The organism is Zhengella sp. (assembly GCF_041397485.1).
In the GTDB taxonomy this organism is placed as follows: domain Bacteria; phylum Pseudomonadota; class Alphaproteobacteria; order Rhizobiales; family Rhizobiaceae; genus Zhengella.
This window is the reverse complement of the sequence record NZ_JAWKWO010000004.1, coordinates 251,131-268,786: the sequence shown is the minus strand read 5'-3', so window position 1 is coordinate 268,786 and position 17,656 is coordinate 251,131. Positions and strand designations below refer to the sequence as shown.

14 protein-coding genes are annotated in these 17,656 nt (G+C 64.5%); 6 read left to right on the top strand and 8 right to left on the bottom strand.

Annotation, left to right across the window (positions count from 1 at the left end; translation table 11 throughout):
- Window positions 1-38: 38 nt before the first annotated feature.
- Both R3D65_RS13740 and R3D65_RS13735 read right to left on the bottom strand, forming a co-directional pair.
- Window positions 39-1,091 (bottom strand): low specificity L-threonine aldolase, encoded by a 1,053-nt coding sequence (locus tag R3D65_RS13740; protein WP_371275811.1) that lies wholly within the window; start codon window positions 1,089-1,091, stop codon window positions 39-41.
- A gap of 21 nt (window positions 1,092-1,112) precedes the next feature.
- A complete protein-coding gene (locus tag R3D65_RS13735) occupies window positions 1,113-1,646 on the bottom strand; it encodes a hypothetical protein (RefSeq protein ID WP_371275810.1) in 534 nt (177 codons plus the stop codon).
- Here R3D65_RS13735 and gltB point away from each other — a divergent pair.
- The 4 genes from gltB to R3D65_RS13715 all read left to right on the top strand — a co-directional run bounded on the left by gltB (window position 1,636) and on the right by R3D65_RS13715 (window position 8,514).
- Window positions 1,636-6,351, top strand: coding sequence for a glutamate synthase large subunit (gene gltB / locus R3D65_RS13730; RefSeq protein ID WP_371275809.1), 4,716 nt, complete (start codon window positions 1,636-1,638; stop codon window positions 6,349-6,351). The genes R3D65_RS13735 and gltB overlap by 11 nt on opposite strands.
- 5 nt (window positions 6,352-6,356) lie before the next feature.
- On the top strand, window positions 6,357-6,683 hold the full coding sequence (locus R3D65_RS13725) for a heavy metal-binding domain-containing protein (RefSeq protein ID WP_371275808.1): 327 nt from the start codon (window positions 6,357-6,359) through the stop codon (window positions 6,681-6,683).
- Window positions 6,684-6,697: 14 nt separating this feature from the next.
- Complete coding sequence (locus R3D65_RS13720) at window positions 6,698-8,155, top strand: glutamate synthase subunit beta (RefSeq protein ID WP_371275807.1); 1,458 nt, start codon at window positions 6,698-6,700, stop codon at window positions 8,153-8,155.
- A gap of 164 nt (window positions 8,156-8,319) precedes the next feature.
- Window positions 8,320-8,514 carry a hypothetical protein gene (locus R3D65_RS13715; protein ID WP_371275806.1) on the top strand — a complete coding sequence of 65 codons (195 nt, stop codon included), beginning with the start codon at window positions 8,320-8,322 and terminating at the stop codon, window positions 8,512-8,514.
- Window positions 8,515-8,533: 19 nt separating this feature from the next.
- Here the strand turns inward: R3D65_RS13715 and R3D65_RS13710 are convergent, their stop codons facing one another.
- Both R3D65_RS13710 and R3D65_RS13705 read right to left on the bottom strand, forming a co-directional pair.
- A complete protein-coding gene (locus tag R3D65_RS13710) occupies window positions 8,534-9,751 on the bottom strand; it encodes a DUF459 domain-containing protein (RefSeq protein ID WP_371275805.1) in 1,218 nt (405 codons plus the stop codon).
- Window positions 9,752-9,759: 8 nt separating this feature from the next.
- Window positions 9,760-10,980 carry a lytic murein transglycosylase gene (locus R3D65_RS13705; RefSeq protein ID WP_371275804.1) on the bottom strand — a complete coding sequence of 407 codons (1,221 nt, stop codon included), beginning with the start codon at window positions 10,978-10,980 and terminating at the stop codon, window positions 9,760-9,762.
- A gap of 191 nt (window positions 10,981-11,171) precedes the next feature.
- On the opposite strand from R3D65_RS13705, the gene galU reads away from it, so the two are divergent.
- A complete protein-coding gene (galU, locus tag R3D65_RS13700; protein WP_371275803.1) occupies window positions 11,172-12,041 on the top strand; it encodes a UTP--glucose-1-phosphate uridylyltransferase GalU in 870 nt (289 codons plus the stop codon).
- Between the two features lie 8 nt (window positions 12,042-12,049).
- On the opposite strand, the gene R3D65_RS13695 is transcribed toward galU, so the two are convergent.
- Window positions 12,050-13,726, bottom strand: coding sequence for an outer membrane beta-barrel protein (locus tag R3D65_RS13695; protein ID WP_371275802.1), 1,677 nt, complete (start codon window positions 13,724-13,726; stop codon window positions 12,050-12,052).
- Between the two features lie 177 nt (window positions 13,727-13,903).
- On the opposite strand from R3D65_RS13695, the gene R3D65_RS13690 reads away from it, so the two are divergent.
- Window positions 13,904-14,902 (top strand): SIS domain-containing protein, encoded by a 999-nt coding sequence (locus R3D65_RS13690; RefSeq protein WP_371275801.1) that lies wholly within the window; start codon window positions 13,904-13,906, stop codon window positions 14,900-14,902.
- Window positions 14,903-14,919: 17 nt separating this feature from the next.
- On the opposite strand, the gene R3D65_RS13685 is transcribed toward R3D65_RS13690, so the two are convergent.
- The 3 genes from R3D65_RS13685 to hemH all read right to left on the bottom strand — a co-directional run bounded on the left by R3D65_RS13685 (window position 14,920) and on the right by hemH (window position 17,642).
- Window positions 14,920-15,381, bottom strand: coding sequence for an NfeD family protein (locus tag R3D65_RS13685; protein WP_371275800.1), 462 nt, complete (start codon window positions 15,379-15,381; stop codon window positions 14,920-14,922).
- 20 nt (window positions 15,382-15,401) lie between these two features.
- On the bottom strand, window positions 15,402-16,361 hold the full coding sequence (locus tag R3D65_RS13680; protein ID WP_371275799.1) for an SPFH domain-containing protein: 960 nt from the start codon (window positions 16,359-16,361) through the stop codon (window positions 15,402-15,404).
- Window positions 16,362-16,577: 216 nt separating this feature from the next.
- On the bottom strand, window positions 16,578-17,642 hold the full coding sequence (gene hemH, locus R3D65_RS13675) for a ferrochelatase (RefSeq protein WP_371275798.1): 1,065 nt from the start codon (window positions 17,640-17,642) through the stop codon (window positions 16,578-16,580).
- Between the last annotated feature and the right edge of the window lie 14 nt (window positions 17,643-17,656).

The window sequence follows — 17,656 nt, the reverse complement described above, 5'->3', positions numbered from 1 at the left end:
CCACAGCTCACGGTTTTGTCAGGCCGAAGGCGCCATTGTCAGCCGCCGATCAGGCGCCCGAAAGCCTCGACCTCGTCTGCCGTGGTGGCGAAAGAGGTGACGAGACGCGTCAATGTCTCGCCCTCACCGATGGAATCCTCGAAGCCGTGTGGCGGGTTCCACGGATAGAAGACGGCACCGGCGGCCTGAAGGCGCTCCATCTTCTCCTTGTCCACGATGGCGAAAACTTCGTTGGCCTGCGGCTGCCAGGCAAGCCGCATCTGCCCCGAGGCATCGATGGCGCTGGCCAGCCGGGCCGCCATGGCATTGGCGTGGGACGCGGTTTCCAGCCACAGCCCGTTTTCCAGATAGGCCTCGAACTGGGCGGCGATGAAGCGCGTCTTGGAAAAGAGCTGGGCGGCGCGCTTGCGGATGAACGGCAGGTCGCGCGCCGCTTGCGGATCGAAGAAGACCAGCGCCTCGGCACACCAGCAACCGTTCTTGGTGCCACCCAAGGAAAGCGCGTCCACGCCGGCCTTCCATGTCATCTCGGCCGGTGTGCAATCCAGCGCGACGAGCGCATTGGCGAAGCGGGCGCCATCCATGTGCAGCGGCAGGCCGTGCGCCTTCGCCACCTTCGAGACAGCCGCGATGTCGTCGAGGGAATAGAGCGTTCCGGCTTCTGTCGCCTGGGTGATCGACACGGCCATCGGCTGGCCGGCATGGACGAAGTCGGGCGGGAAGCGCTTGAGTTCGCGCGCCAGCAGGCCGGGGTCGATGCGACCGGCCGGCCCGTCGACGGGATGCAGGCGCGCGCCGCCGGTGAAATATTCCGGCGCACCGCATTCGTCCTCGATCATGTGCGCCTCGCGATGGCAGAAGGCGACGCCGCCGGGCCGGTTCAGCGCGGCCAGCGCCAGGGAATTGGCCGCTGTTCCCGTGCCGACGAAATAGACGGCCACGTCGCGCTCGAACAGATCGTTGAACCGGGCCTCGATCGCCTTGTCGAGGTCGCTGGCGCCATAGGCGCGGGCGAAACCGGCCGCGTGACGCTCGAGATTGGCGGAAATGGCGGGATGGCAGCCTGACCAGTTGTCGGATCCGAAATGCATGGGGCGGTATGACCTTCGCTTTCACTCGTTCAATGCGGGCGCGACATTGGCGCGCATTGGTGCGGGCCGCAAGGGGCGCGATGCGCCCGCCTGACCGGTCTGGAACAGGGATTTCCAGCAGATTCGCAACATCGTTTCGCGCAGAGGGTCTCCCGCGTAATCATGTTGCGCATCGCCCGGCCATTTTTGTTGTTTCAGTCTTGTTTCCAAAAGCGCTTTATGGCATACGCTCTCGATAGGACAGCAATGCTGTCTTATTTCCGCGTGGAAGCGCCGGAACGGGTTTTCCTGCCCGGTTCGGTTTTCTGCGCGGGCAATGCGCTGTATAGAGCGTTTGGTCCGCGCCAGCCGGCATGGCGGGATGCGGACCGGGGCAGGCTGCCAGCGGGGCGCTGGCGCCGGATGCTCCTTGTTTTTCAGCCCCGCCGGCTTTTCGGAAGATATGCCGAGACCAACCAGCCGGGACGGTTTCCCAGAACGGGGCGTCCCATGTGTCAGTGACCGCTCCTGACAGACGCCGGGAGCACCTTGGAGGAAAATGGCGATGACGGACAAGACGCCTTCTGCAACGACCGGGTTCGACGCGGCCGCTCAGACGAAAGCCGCCACCGCCAAAACGCGTTCCGGCCTGCCGGCGGCGCGCGGTCTCTACGATCCGCGCAACGAGCATGATGCATGCGGCGTGGGCTTCGTGGCGCACATGAAGGGCGTGAAGTCGCACCAGACGGTGCGCGACGGCCTGCAGATGCTGGTCAACCTGACGCATCGCGGCGCGGTGGGCGCGGACCCGCTGATGGGCGACGGCGCGGGCATGCTGGTGCAGGTGCCAGACCGCTTCTTCCGCGAGGAAATGGCCGCGCAGGGCGTGACCCTGCCCGAGGCCGGCCATTATGGCGTGGCGCATCTGTTCATGCCGCAGGAAGCGGATCTCCGGGTTCATTGCGAGGGCGTCATCGCCGATGTGTGCAAGGCCGAGGGGCTGGAGCTGATCGGTTTGCGCGACGTGCCAGTGGACAATGCCCGGCTTTCGAAGGCGCCCGACGTGGCCGCCGCCGAGCCCTTTCACCGGCAGGCCTTTTTCGGCCGCCCGGCCGGACTTGACGACGAGGAATACGAGCGCAAGCTCTACATCGTGCGCAAGGTCATCTCCGGGCGCGTGCATGCGGAGACGGAAGGCCGCGACAACGGCTTCTACATCGTGTCGATGTCGTCGCGCACCATCGTCTACAAGGGCATGTTCGAGGCCTGGCAGGTTCCGACCTATTACAAGGATCTGACCGACGAGCGCTTCGAAAGCGCATTGGCGCTGGTGCACCAGCGCTTTTCCACCAATACGTTCCCGTCCTGGAAGCTGTCGCATCCCTATCGCATGGTCGCGCATAACGGCGAGATCAACACCGTGCGCGGCAACGTCAACTGGATGGCGGCGCGGCAGGCCTCGGTCGATTCGGAGCTTTTCGGCAATGACATCGAGAAGCTGTGGCCGATCTCCTACGAGGGGCAGTCGGACACGGCGTGCTTCGACAATGCGCTGGAATTCCTCTACCAGGGCGGCTATTCGCTGCCGCATGCCATGATGCTGCTGATCCCGGAAGCCTGGGCCGGCAACAAGCAGATGGATGCCAAGCGCAAGGCCTTCTACGAGTATCATGCCGCGCTGATGGAGCCATGGGACGGCCCGGCCGCCGTGGCGTTCACCGACGGCCGCCAGATCGGCGCGACGCTGGACCGCAACGGCCTGCGCCCGGCGCGCTATATCGTGACCGACGATGACCGCGTCATCATGGCGTCGGAGGCCGGCGTGCTGACCGTGCCGGAAGAAAAGGTCGTCAGGAAGTGGCGCCTGCAGCCAGGCCGCATGCTGCTGATCGACATGGAAAAGGGCCGCATCGTTTCCGACGAGGAGATCAAGGCCGAGATCGCCGGCATGAACCCCTACCGGGAATGGCTGAACAATACCCAGCTCATCCTGGAAGACCTGAAGCCGGTGGAGCCGCGCGCCCTGCGCAAGGACGTGTCGCTGCTGGATCGCCAGCAGGCCTTCGGTTACAGCCAGGAGGACACCAAGATCCTGATGGCGCCGATGGCGACGACCGGCCAGGAAGCCATCGGCTCGATGGGGACCGATACGCCGATCTCGGCGATGTCGGACAAGTCCAAGCTGCTCTACACCTATTTCAAGCAGAACTTCGCGCAGGTCACCAACCCGCCGATCGATCCGATCCGCGAGGAACTGGTGATGAGCCTGGTTTCCTTCATCGGCCCGCGCCCGAACATCCTCGACCACGAGGGCGCATCGCGGCGCAAGCGGCTGGAGGTGCGCCAGCCGATCCTGACCAATGGCGACCTGGAGAAGATCCGCTCCATCGGACATACCGAGGACCGTTTCGACACCAAGACGCTGGACATGACCTATGCTGCCATCGAAGGGTCGGACGGCATGGCTGCGGCGGTGCAGCGCCTTTGCGAGCGCGCGGAAGCGGCGGTCCATGGCGGCTACAACATCATCATCCTTTCCGACCGGCAGATCGGGCCGGACCGCATCGCCATTCCGGCGCTGCTTTCCACGGCGGCGGTGCATCATCACCTGATCCGCAAGGGGCTGCGCACCTCGGTCGGCCTCGTGGTCGAATCGGGTGAGCCGCGCGAAGTGCATCATTTCTGCTGCCTTGCCGGCTATGGCGCCGAGGCGATCAACCCCTATCTGGCTTTCGACACGCTGCTCGACATGCATGCGCGCGGGGAATTCCCGCCGGAGGTCGACCCGCAGGAAGTGGTGACGCGCTATATCAAGTCCATCGGCAAGGGCATCCTCAAGGTCATGTCCAAGATGGGCATCTCGACCTACCAGTCCTATTGCGGCGCCCAGATTTTCGATGCCGTGGGCCTGTCGTCCGGTTTCGTGGAGAAGTATTTCACCGGCACGGCCACGACCATCGAGGGCGTGGGCATGGACGAGGTTGCGCGCGAGACGGTGATGCGCCACACGGATGCCTTCTCCGACGATCCGGTGCTGCGCAGCGCGCTGGATGTGGGCGGCGAGTACATGTATCGGATGCGCGGCGAAGCGCATATGTGGACACCCGACAACATCGCCACGCTGCAACATGCGGTGCGCAAGAGTTCGTTCGAGACCTACAGGGATTTCGCCGCGCAGGTGAATTCGCAGACGGCGCGGGCCAAGGCCATTCGCGGCCTGTTCCACATTCGCACGGCGGAGGAAAGCGGCCGCAAGCCCGTCTCCATCGACGAGGTCGAGCCGGCCGCCGAGATCGTCAAGCGCTTCTCCACCGGCGCGATGAGCTTCGGTTCCATCAGCCGCGAGGCGCACACGACGCTGGCCGTGGCCATGAACCGCATCGGCGGCAAGTCCAACACGGGCGAGGGCGGCGAGGAACCGGATCGCTTCACCCCGCTGCCGGACGGGACGCCGAATCCCGAGCGCTCGGCCATCAAGCAGGTGGCCTCCGGCCGGTTCGGCGTGACGACCGAATATCTCGTCAATTCCGACATGATGCAGATCAAGGTGGCCCAGGGCGCCAAGCCCGGCGAGGGCGGACAGCTTCCCGGCCACAAGGTGGATGCGACGATTGCCAAGACGCGCCATTCGACGCCTGGGGTGGGCCTCATCTCGCCGCCGCCGCACCATGACATCTATTCCATCGAGGATCTGGCACAGCTCATCTATGACCTGAAGAACGTCAACCCGTCGGGCGACGTTTCCGTCAAGCTCGTCTCGGAAGTGGGCGTGGGCACGGTGGCCGCGGGCGTGGCCAAGGCGCGCGCCGACCACATCACCATTTCCGGCTATGACGGCGGCACCGGCGCCTCGCCGCTGACCTCGCTCAAGCATGCCGGGTCGCCGTGGGAGATGGGCCTGGCCGAAACGCACCAGACGCTGGTGCTGAACGGCCTTCGCTCGCGCGTTGCGCTGCAGGTCGACGGCGGCTTGCGCACGGGCCGTGACGTGGTGATCGGCGCGCTGCTGGGCGCCGACGAGTTCGGCTTCTCCACCGCGCCGCTGATCGCGGCGGGCTGCGTGATGATGCGCAAGTGCCATCTCAACACCTGTCCGGTGGGCGTGGCGACGCAGGATCCGGTGCTGCGCAAGCGCTTCAAGGGCGCGCCGGAGCATGTGATCAACTATTTCTTCTACATCGCCGAGGAAATCCGGGCGCTGCTGGCCGAAATGGGCTTCACCAAACTCGATGACATCATCGGTCATTCGGACCTGCTCTCCAAGGAGGCCATGATCGACCACTGGAAGGCGAAGGGGCTGGATTTCAGCCGCGTCTTCTTCAAGCCGGAAGCCCCGGCAGAGGCGATCCGCTGGACCGAGCGGCAGAAGCACCCGATCGACGACATCCTCGACCGCAAGCTGATCGCGGAAGCCGCGCCCGCGCTGGAAAGCAAGCAGCCGGTGATCATCGAGACGGAGATCAGGAACACGGATCGTTCGGCCGGTGCGATGCTGTCGGGTGCCGTGGCCAAGCGCTATGGGCACAAGGGGCTCAAGGACGACACGATCCGCGTGACGCTGCATGGCACGGCCGGCCAGTCCTTCGGTGCGTTCCTGACGCGCGGGGTGACGTTCGAACTGGTCGGTGACGGCAATGACTATGTCGGCAAGGGCCTGTCCGGCGGGCGCATCATCATCCGGCCACCGGAGAACGCGCGCATCGTGCCGGAGGAATCCATCATCGCCGGCAATACCGTGCTTTACGGCGCCATCGAGGGCGAATGCTTCTTCCGCGGCGTGGCGGGCGAACGCTTCGCGGTGCGCAATTCCGGCGCCGTCGCGGTTGTCGAGGGCGTGGGCGACCATGGCTGCGAATACATGACCGGCGGCGTGGTCGTCGTGCTGGGCCAGACAGGCCGCAATTTCGCGGCTGGCATGTCCGGCGGCGTGGCCTATGTGCTGGACGAGGCGGGAGACTTCGCCGAGCGCTGCAACATGGCCATGGTCGAACTGGAGCCGGTGCCCGAGGAAGACGACCTGCTGGAGAAGCTGCACCACCATGGCGGCGATCTGGCGCACAAGGGCCGCGTCGACGTGATGGAAAACATGACCAGCCATGACGAGGAGCGTCTCTATGCGCTGATCGCGGCCCATCACCATCACACCGGCTCGACCCGGGCGGCCGAAATCCTCAACGAGTGGCCGGTCTACCGTCCCAAGTTCCGCAAGGTGATGCCGGTCGAATATCGCCGGGCCCTGCAGGACATGGAACGCATGAAGATGGGCGTGGCTGCGGAGTGACCGGCATGATCACAACGACAACCAATTCGATCGAAGGGCGCCAGATCGTCGAATATCGTGGCATCGTCACGGGCGAGGCGATCCTCGGCACCAACATCTTCCGCGATTTCTTCGCCGGCATCCGCGACATCGTGGGTGGCCGCTCCGGCTCCTACGAGCGGGTGCTGCGCGATGCGCGCGAAACCGCGATCCGCGAACTGGAAGACGAGGCCGAGCGTATCGGCGCCAATGCGGTGATCGGTATCGACATCGACTACGAAAACATTTCCACCGGTTCGAGCGGCTCCATGCTGATGGTTTCGGCATCGGGCACGGCCGTGGTGATCCGGTGAAGAGGATTTAAGCAATGGGCAAGGTAACGGGTTTTCTCGAAATCGACCGTCAGGTGCACAAGTACCAGCCGGCCTCCGACCGCATTCGCCATTTCCGCGAGTTCACGCTGCCGATGTCGGACGAGGCGGTTCAGAAGCAGGCCGCGCGCTGCATGGACTGCGGCATTCCCTATTGTCATGGCCCCACGGGCTGCCCGATCCACAACCAGATCCCCGACTGGAACGACCTCGTCTACAATGGCGACTGGGACACGGCGATCCGCAACCTGCATTCCACCAACAACTTTCCGGAATTCACCGGCCGCATCTGCCCCGCACCCTGCGAGGAAGCCTGCACGCTGAACCTGGAAGACATTCCGGTGGCCATCAAGACGGTGGAGCAGGCACTGGCCGACAAGGCCTATGAGCGCGGCTACATTAAGCCGCAGCCCGCCGCCGCCAAGACCGGCAAACGCGTTGCCATCATCGGTTCGGGGCCTGCCGGAATGGCCGCGGCGCAGCAGCTTGGACGGGCCGGCCACGAGGTCCATGTCTACGAGCGCGAGAGCAAGCCCGGCGGCCTGCTGCGCTTCGGCATTCCCGATTTCAAGATGGAGAAACACTTCATCGACCGGCGCGTTGCGCAGATGGAAGGCGAGGGCGTGACCTTCTTCTGCAATGTCAATGTCGGCACCGACAAGAGCGTGGACGAACTGTTGTCCGACTATGACGCGGTGCTGTATTGCGGCGGCTCCGAGACGCCGCGCGCAGCCGGTATTCCCGGCGCCGAGTTCGAGGGCGTGCATGACGCCATGCCGTTCCTCGTGCAGGCCAACAAGCGCATGGGCGGCGAAGACATCCAGTCGACGGCCTGGCCGTCCGAGCCGGTTGTCGCCGGTGGCAAGCATGTCGTGGTGGTGGGCGGCGGCGATACGGCGTCCGACTGCGTGGGCACCTCCTTCCGCCAGGGCGCGGTGCGCGTCACCCAGCTCGACATCCGTCCCCAGCCGCCGGCAGTGGAAGACAAGCTGACGGTGTGGCCCTACTGGGCGACCAAGATGCGCACATCGTCCAGCCAGGCGGAGGGCGCCGAGCGTGAATTCCAGGTCGCGACGCTCGAATTCGTCGCCGACGAGGACGGGCGCCTTTCCGGCGTGAAATGCTGCAAGGTGGACGAGAAGCGCAACCCGATTGCCGGAACCGAGTTCATCATCAAGGCGGATCTGGCCTTCATCGCCATCGGCTTTGCCGGCCCGATTGCCGGCGGCCTGATGGACGAGATGGCAGGCCGGATGACGGTCAATACCGACCGGCGCGGATCGACCAACGTGGCCGCCGACGAGTTGACCTACAGGACGACGGTGGACAAGCTCTATGCAGCCGGCGACGTGCGCCGCGGCCAGTCGCTGGTGGTCTGGGCCATCCGCGAGGGCCGTCAGGCCGCGCATGCCATCGACAAGGATCTGATGGGCGAGACGCTGCTGCCGCGCTGATCGCCCATGCAGTAAAGAACTGGCAGAAGCGGCGCAAACCGGCGCCGCTTTTGTTTTTTTACATGCGAATATTGAGATGGATCAAGGCGCATGCCGGCCGGTGGCGCAAACCTCCGCCCATATCGAGCCGGCTCGTTTGGCAGCCGGTTTCATGGAGGTGGGTCATGCTGAAAATACTCGGTGCCATTTACATTCTCGCCGCTCCGACCATCATGGGCGTCCTGATCGTCGCGCTTCTGACGATGAACATGTTTGAAAGCCAGAAGATCATCATGGCGGCGATTGCGGGCGCGGTGATCGCGATGCCCGTGTCCTGGTTTGTCTCCCGGCAAATCCTGGCGTTGACGAAAGGCGCCTGAACGCCTGTCCAGCCTGCCTTCAGCGCAATGCGCCGCCACCTTCCAACCGGACCGGTTGGGTTGCGTTGACCGGCCGGCGGAAATCGTCTGCACGGCCGGGTTCGGGCGGCGGCGCCACGCCTTCCACGGTCAGGCGTTGCACCGGTGAGGGATCGGAGGGCAAGGCCACGGCAGGTTCGGGGACACGGCCCAGAAGCTCGTCGCCGCCATCCAGGTCCGGATCGGCCAGGGAGATCGGGGCCGTCCGGTCGATCTTCATCTGTAGCGGGACCGGATCGAGCGAGAGCGTGGGCAGCATTTCCGGCGTCAGCGTGCCGATATTCGGGTCGGCGGCGCGGCCAAGCAGCTTTTTCAGCGGCTTTTCCGCATAGAACGCGACCTTTCGCCGTCCTGCCCTCGTCAGGTTGATGCCGTCCGAACCGCGCAGACGCACGACCTGTCCGTTGATGTCGGGCCCGGTGGTGATGAAATTGCCGTTCTCATCCACGAAGCCGTTCCAGATGTCGACGAACTCGCCGCCATTGGCTGTCGCGGCGGACTTGTAGAAATCGTTGAAGGCCAGCATGTCGGCGGTCATCGAGGACAGCCTGAAGGACGGCATGCCGACCCAGAGATACGGAACGGAGGCGTTCTTCAATTCCGTCGCGAACGCCTTGATGCGCGCGTTGTATTCCTTGTCCCATTCCTCCGAACGGACGGCGAGGCGGCCTGCATCGGTGCGGATCTGCTGGCGATCGTTCGAGCCGATCATCACCACCACGATTGCCGGCTCTTCCTCTTCGAGAATGGTGCCGATCTGGCCGGGCCAGTCGTAATAGTCATCGCGTACAAAGCCCGATGAGCCGTTGGACCGGTCGACAACGAACACGCCGGGCAGGTCCGCAAAGGCTGCCTGGAGACCGTCGGCCAGTCCGCCGGCAAGAAAATCGCCGACGACAAGCACCTTGCGGGCGTTTTCCAGCTTGTCGACCCGTTCGGTTTCCTGCGGCGCGGGCGCGGCCTGGCGGGGCGCGGCGCGCTGGCGGATGGTCCGCTTGCGCGACGGGGCGGGCTTGACGGCACGCCGGGGCTCCGGGCGAAAAAGCTTGCGAAAGAAGCTTCGCACCCCCGGCAGGCCATTCTCCCGGTTGCTCGCAGGCGCTGCCTGCGCCATCTCCGCCGTGCCGACCACGGCCAGGCACAGGCAGACAAGCGCGGCGAGCGCCTTCATTGCAAGCCTGTTGCCCAGCCGGCCCATGGCATCTCCTATTGCCTTCGCAACACGTTCAGCACTTCCTTGCTGGGATAGCCGTTCTGCGTCAAGCCCGCACGGGCCTGGAAGGTCTTGATGGCCGCCTGCGAACCGCTGCCGATCTTGCCGTCAATCGGGCCATCATATAGCCCCTTGCGGGCAAGATGCGTCTGCAGTTCCTGTTTCTCGGCAAAGCTCAACGGCGTGAAGGGGCGGTCCCAGTCGCGGTCCGGCTTGCCATAGCCTGCAATCTCGTCGGCCAGCAGGCTGACGGCCAGCGCATAGGTATCCGCGTTGTTGTAGCGCTTGAGCACGAAGAAATTCTTCAGCATCAGGAAAGCCGGACCGTTGCGCCCGTCCAGCGCCTTCAGTTCCGCGCGGTCGGAGGGGCGGGGAAAGGCCTTCCCGCCTGTCCGCGTCACGCCGATCTTCTGCCACTGGGCAAGGCTCATGGTGCCTGCCGGGAACTTTCGTCCGGGCGGCAATTGCACCTCGTAGCCCCAGGTCTTGCCGGGCTGCCAGCCATTGCGGGCCAGCAGGTTGGCGGCGGTGGCAAGCGCATCGGGAACCGAATTCCAGATGTCGCGGCGGCCGTTGCCGTCCATGTCGACGGCATAGGCCTGATAGCTGGTGGGAATGAACTGCGTATGCCCCATGGCGCCGGCCCAGGATCCGGTCAGATGGCTTTCGTCAATGTCGCCGGACTGGAGGATCTTCAAGGCCGCGATGAGCTGGGTGCGGGCGAACTTGGCGCGGCGCCGGTCGCCATAGGCCAGCGTTGCCAGCGAGCGGGGCACGTTGCGCATCACCCGGTCATTCGTCAGGATGCGCCCGTAATTGGATTCGATGCTCCAGATCGCCAGAAGGATGTGGCGATCAACGCCGAAACGCCGCTCGATCCTGTCCAGCCAGGAGCCGTATTCGCGCGCCATCTGACGGCCCATGGCGACGGATTCGTCATGGACGCGATTGTCGAAATACTGCCAGAGCGGCGCCTTGAACTCCGGCTGGTAGCGCGCCTTTTCCAGCACTTCCGGGTCCGGTTCGCTGACGCCGCGAAAGGCGCGGTCATAGGTGGACGACGAGACGCCATTCTTCATGGCGACGGACTTGAAGCCGGCGATCCAGCGCTGGAAACCGGCATCCGCCTGGGCAGGGGCGGACGACAGGCAGGCGGCCACAAGCATGGCGGCACCTGTGTACCTTGCGAGTTTTCCGGCAAAGCGGAACGTCATGACAGTCTCCCTCGTTAGGATGCCGGCCATTCTGTTCACAGACGGGTTAGGATTTGGTTTACCATAACATGGTTCGCCATGGGATTCGCTCCGTTGACCTGTGAGGAAGCAGCGATTGTGAGCATTTGCTAAACCCGAACCGTGGCAAGACTGCGCCAGAACGACCGCCAAAGAACAGGATTTTCAGGACCATGAAGAAGCTTCGCAAGGCCGTCTTTCCCGTGGCAGGATTCGGCACGCGCTTTCTGCCGGCCACCAAGGCCATCCCCAAGGAAATGCTGACCGTGGTCGACAGGCCGGTCATCCAGTATGTGGTGGACGAGGCGCTGAAAGCGGGAATCGAGCACCTGATCTTCGTGACCGGGCGCAACAAGGGCGTGATCGAGGACTATTTCGATATCCAGTACGAGCTGTACACGACGCTGGAAACGCGCGGCAAGGCGGAGGCGCTCGACCAGCTCAAGGCGATGCAGCCGGCGCCCGGCACGACAAGCTTCACCCGCCAGCAGGAACCGCTCGGGCTTGGCCATGCGGTGTGGTGCGCCCGCGATCTCGTCGGCAACGAGCCCTTCGCGCTGCTGCTGCCGGACATGATCCTGCAAGCGCAGACCAATTGCATGAGCGAGATGGCGTCGCTGTATGAAAAGACCGGCGGCAATGTCATTTCCCTGCAGGAATGCAAGCCGGAAGATGCCTACAAATATGGTATCGTGGGACGCGGCAAGGACGTTCACAACGGTTACGAACTGACCGAGATGGTGGAGAAGCCGGCGCCGGGCACTGCGCCCTCCAACCTCTTCATCAATGGCCGCTACATCCTGCAGCCGGAGATCTTCGATATCCTGGAAACCCAGGAACGCGGTGCCGGCAATGAAATCCAGCTCACCGACGCCATGCTGAAGCTGAAGGACTTGCAAGCCTTCTATGGCTACACGTTCACCGGGCGCACCTTCGATTGCGGCAATCCGGAAGGGTTCATCGAGGCCAATCTCGCCATGGCTCATGCGCGTGCCGACATGAAGGACCATGTCGAGGCGGTGGCGCGGGCGATCACCGGCTGAGGCCGGTTTCAGCGCTGGAGCTTCAGACCGAGAAAGGCGGAATTCGTTGCATAGTCACGGCCGGGCAGCGTGCTTGTCAGCCGTTCATGGCGCAGGCGCGTGGTCAGGCCGGCATTGCGGTTCAGCCACCAGGTGAATCCCAGTTGTCCGGCCAGCGTGATGTCGCGGCCGCTCGATCCGGCATAGTCACGCATCGAAGCGGTGAACTGCGCATTTCCCGTCAGGTTTGCGCGGATCTGGCGCTCCAGGGCGATGGTTCCCGATTGCAGCAGCGAACCGGACGCGCCAGCGGTGGTGGTTCCCTCGACGGTCGTCTCACCGGTCAGCGAAACGCGCGTGCCGCGTTCGGGCGACCAGTTCAGGTTGGCCAGCACGGACAGGCCGTCGATGTCGGCCAGCCGGGAATCGTCGAGCGTTTCGCGGACATAGCCGATCGCGATATCGCCGTTCAGCTTCTCTCCCAGATCCACGGACAGCCCGCCACGAACCGCGTAGCGGTCGGCGGAGCGCTGGTAGCCGGATGAATCCACGCGATTGTCATGGATGCGCCGGCCATATTCCGCCTCGATGAATGGCGTCAGTGCCGGTGAGACGGCATAACCGACGCGCAGGCGGCCGTTGATCAGGGTGAAGTTGCGGTCAGACTGGTCGAGCGTGCCGCCGCCGGTGAGGTCCGCGTCGCCATAAGCATCGCGCCCGACCTCTCCGGCAAGCGCGTAACGCAGTCGGCCGGCCGTTTTCTCAAGGCCAAGGCTGGCATCCAGACGGTGCAGGAGCGGGCGGGTCGCGCCGGCCGGAATGGAGACGGGGCTTTCGGCGGCTTCGCGGCGCAGTTCGTAGCCCGCAGCGGCCTTCACGGCGTGGTCGGCACCGAAATCCAGCCGGAGGCTGCCGTCCAGGCCAAGGTTCGGCTCGCTTTCGCCCGGACCGCTCACCGCCTGACGCCAGGAAGCGAAACCGTTGAGCCGCGCCTCGTGCCGCGACCAATTGGAGACGGCATCCAGACGCAGCGTCGTATCGGAGAAGATGCCGGTCTCCTTCGCCGGGGAACTGAGCGCGTTGTCGGTCACGGTCATTCCGGTTTCCAGCGTGGGCGTGACCGTGAACGTGCCGACACGCAGGCCGAGCGGTGCGTAGGGGTCGGCTTCGCGCGCCGGCTCGATCCCGTCCACGGAGCCGGTACGCCTGTTGTCCGGCGGCAGCCGGGTATTGCGTTCCTCATCGCGTGCGGGGTCGGTGCGCGTGCGCAAGGAACCGCCGAGCAGATCCTGTGCCTGGGCGCCGGCCGCATCCTCACCGGTCTGCCGGAGGCGAGATGCGTCTTCCGACGATCCGGTGTCATCCGGGGCGCGCGGTATGCGCGGCAGGCGCGGCTCTTCGGGCGAGAGGCGGGCGGTGCCGAACAGGCCCGCTCCATCGGCACTGTCGCCTGTCTCTTCGGCTTGCGGGATATAGGGCCTGGGGTCGGGCACGACGGCCGGACGGGGCGAAGCCTTCTTCCGTTTGCCGGTCAGGGCAGTGGGGCGGTCGGCCAGCGACTGGCCCTGCAACAGGGAACGGGCCGTATCGGCCTCGTCCACTTCGCCGCGAAGGCCCTGGACCGATTGCGCCATGGCCGGCGCGCTGCCTGGCACGGCCAGCGCGCTGGCGGCCAGCAGCATGGCAGCGAGAGGCAGGGGCGCCATCCGCCATTGTGTCAAGAACCGGTTCAAACGCGATGTCCGCTTTCTCACGGCGCAGGCGGGATGCCCGCATTCCTTGCACAAACCTAAAGGCGCATGGTTAACGCTTTCTTGCCGCAGCCGGCCTGCCGCACCGGAAAGGTTGGACACAGGCGCGTGAAATGGGTACAGGCTCACGGCATGAACAGGTTGAAAATCACTTCCGGAATCGACCGGGCGGGTCTTGTTTCCTCGGCACTGAGAACACTGGCGACCGAGCGGGCGGGGCTCGATGCGCTTGTCGGCGCCATGGAAAACGGCCTTGGCGAAGCCTTTGCCGATGCCGCCGGCATCCTGGCCGCTGCCCGGGGGCGGGTGATCGTGACCGGCGTCGGCAAGAGCGGGCATATCGGCTCGAAGCTGGCGGCGACCTTCGCCTCCACCGGTACGCCGGCCTATTTCGTGCATCCGGCGGAGGCCAATCACGGCGATCTCGGCATGATCGCCTCCGACGATGCCATCATCGCGATTTCATGGTCGGGCGAGACCGCCGAACTCAAGGGGATCGTCGCCTATTCGCGCCGCTTTTCCATTCCGCTGATCGCATTGACGGCCGGCACGGATTCGGCGCTGGGGCGCGAAGCCGACGTGGTTCTCGCCCTGCCCAGGACGCAGGAGGCCTGCCCGCACGGACTGGCGCCAACCACATCCACCATGCTGCAACTGGCCATGGGCGATGCGCTCGCCATTGCGCTTCTGGAGGCGCGGGGCTTCACGCCGGATCATTTCCGCACCTTTCATCCGGGTGGGCAGCTTGGCGCCAGCCTCGTACGCATCTGCGATGTGATGCACAAGGATGAACGCGTGCCGCTGATCGGCGAGGGCGCGGGCATGCGCGATGCCATTCTCGAAATGAGCCGCAAGGGCTTCGGCTGTGTGGGCATTGTCGGCTGTGACGGCGCGCTGACAGGCATCATCACCGATGGCGACATCCGCAGGCATATCGACGCCGATCTCCTGTCGATGACGGTGGACCAGGTGATGACACGCTCGCCGCGCGTGATCGCGCCGGATGAACTGGCGGCGGTGGCGCTGTCGCGGATCAATACCTCGGCCATCACGGCCCTGATGGTCGTGGAAGCCGGCCGGCCCGTCGGCATCGTCCATCTGCACGACCTGTTGCGCATCGGCGCGGCCTGAGCCGTTTCCCGATATCGTCAGCTTTCCGGCTCGACGCGCAATGTCCCTGCATCCTCCGCGGTGACGCGCACGCGCGTTCCGGCATCCATGTCGGCGCCGGTCACCCGCCAGAGCGTATCGCCGATGCGCACCCGCCCGCGGCCATTGCGGATCGGCTCTTCCAGCGTGGCCACACGGCCCACCAGTTGCGCCTGGCGGCGGTTCAGCAACGGCTCGTCGGTCTCGTCGCCGCTGGCGTCCATGATGCGCTTGCCTATCCAGGCGGACAGCAGGGAGAGGGCGAGAAAGACCAGCGTCTGGACCTGCCATGACCAGAATCCGGTTTCCCAGAGCAGCAGCGAGGCGACGCCGGTGACGATGGCGGCCAGGCCGATCCAGATGAGGAAAACACCGGGCACGAGAATTTCGGCGCCGAGCAGGATGATGCCGAGCACCATCCAGTTCCAGGGGCCCAGTTCATTGACGATCTGCTGGATCATGGATCAGGCTCCTGCCACGCTCAGCCGCCGGTACGCGGCATGCGGAAGCCCGAGCGCGGCGGCACAGGCGGCGGCGCTTCACCCGTGCCGGAACCTTCGCCAAACACCTCGCGGGCAATGGCGCCGATGCCGCCCAGGGAACCGATGAGCGAGGAGGCCTCCATCGGCATCAGCACGATCTTGGAATTGCTGGCCGTACCGATCGTGGCCATGGCCTCGGTATATTTCTGGGCGACGAAGTAGTTGATGGCCTGGACGTCGCCGGCGGCGATGGCCTCGGACACCATCTGGGTGGCGCGCGCCTCTGCCTGGGCCTGGCGTTCGCGCGCCTCGGCATCGAGGAAGGCGGCTTCCTTGCGGCCCTGCGCCTGCAGCACCTGCGACTGCTTGGCGCCCTCGGCTTCGAGGATCTGGGCGCGCTTGTCGCGCTCGGCCTTCATCTGGCGGGCCATGGCGTCGACAATGTCCTGCGGCGGGTTGATGTCCTTGATCTCGACGCGGGTGATCTTGATGCCCCAGGGATTGGCGGCGTCATCGACAATGCGCAGCAGGCGGTCGTTGATGGTGTCGCGGTTGGAGAGCAGTTCGTCGAGATCCATCGAACCCATGACGTTGCGGATATTGGTCATGGTGAGGTTCAGGAGCGCGTTTTCCAGCCCGGAAACCTGATAGGCGGCCTGCGGGGCGTTCAGCACCTGGTAGAACGAAACGCCGTCCACCGCGACGATGGCATTGTCGCGGGTGATGACTTCCTGCGTGGGAATGTCGAGCACCTGTTCCATCATGTTCATCTTCGCGCCGATGCGGTCGATGAAGGGAACGATGATGTTGAGGCCGGGTTGCAGCGTCTTCGTGTAGCGCCCGAAACGCTCGACGGTGTAGTTGAAGCCCTGCGGCACGGTCTTGATCCCGGCGAACAGGACCATGATGACCACGACAACAAGCACCAGAATGGCGATATCAAGACCTGAAAACAGCATTGCAGGCTTCCTTTCCCTGTTTGCGCGGCCATGCGTGCCGCCCCCCACAGACATGATATGGGGACGGGCGACCCCCGGTGCAAAGCGTTAGCACATCATCCCTGACTTGCAATTCCGGTTACCATGGAAAGCATGGCACATGGGAGGAAAAAGGCCGCCCCCGCGCCATGCGGACGGGCGGCCCCTTTTTTCGGGAAGCGGGCATGCCGGGCCGGTTCAGATCCAGCCGGAGAGTTCCCGGCGCACCAGGGCCTCGATGACGGCCATGCCCTCTTCGGAATCGTTGAGGCAGGGAATGTGGGTGAAATTCTCGCCGCCGGCCTCGTGGAAGATCTCGCCTGCCTCGCCGGCGATTTCCTCCAGCGTCTCCAAACAGTCCGAGACGAAGCCGGGATTGAAGACGGCGATCGACTTCACGCCCTCTTTCGCCAGTTTCTCCACGGTCTTGTCGGTATAGGGCTGAAGCCATTCCTCCGGTCCGAAGCGTGACTGGAAGCAGGTCATCAGGCGGCCCTTTTCCCAGCCCAGGCGCTTTTCGAGCAGGCGCGAGGTCTTGTGGCAATGGCAGTGATAGGGATCGCCCTTCCTGAAATAGCTTTGCGGAATGCCGTGATAGGAGGCGATGACCTTTTCAGGCTCGAAATCGAGCGTCGCAAGATGCGTCTCGATCGAACGCGCCAGCGCCTCAATATAGACCGGCTCGTCGTGGTAGGGCGGCACGGTGCGGATGGCCGGCTGCCAGCGCAGGCCCTGCATAACCTCGAAGAACCTGTCGTTCACGGTTGCCGTGGTGGTGGCGGAATATTGCGGGTAGAGCGGGAACATGACGATGCGCTCGCAGCCATCGGCGATCATGCGCTTCGTCACCTCCTCGATGGAGGGATTGCCATAGCGCATGGCCCAGTCGACCTGGACATGGGTATGGGCGGCAAGGGCGGCGGCGAGTTTCTCGCCCTGTGCGCGGGTGAAGGTGCGCAGCGGGCTCTCGTTCTTTTCCTTGTTCCAGATTTCCGCGTAGGCCGCGCCGGATTTCTTCGGGCGCGTGTTCAGGACAATGCCGTAGAGAATGGGATACCAGAGCGCGCGCGGCCACTCGATCACGCGCTTGTCGGACAGGAATTCCTTCAGATAGCGCCGCATCGGCGCATAATCCGTGCCATCGGGCGTGCCGAGATTGACGAGCAGCACACCGACCTTGCCGATCTTCACGGGGGGATGATCCGCGGGAAGCGGCCCGACCGCCTTCGAGTCCTCAAGGCTGATGCGTGTCGCAAGCGTCATGGCAATACTCCTGA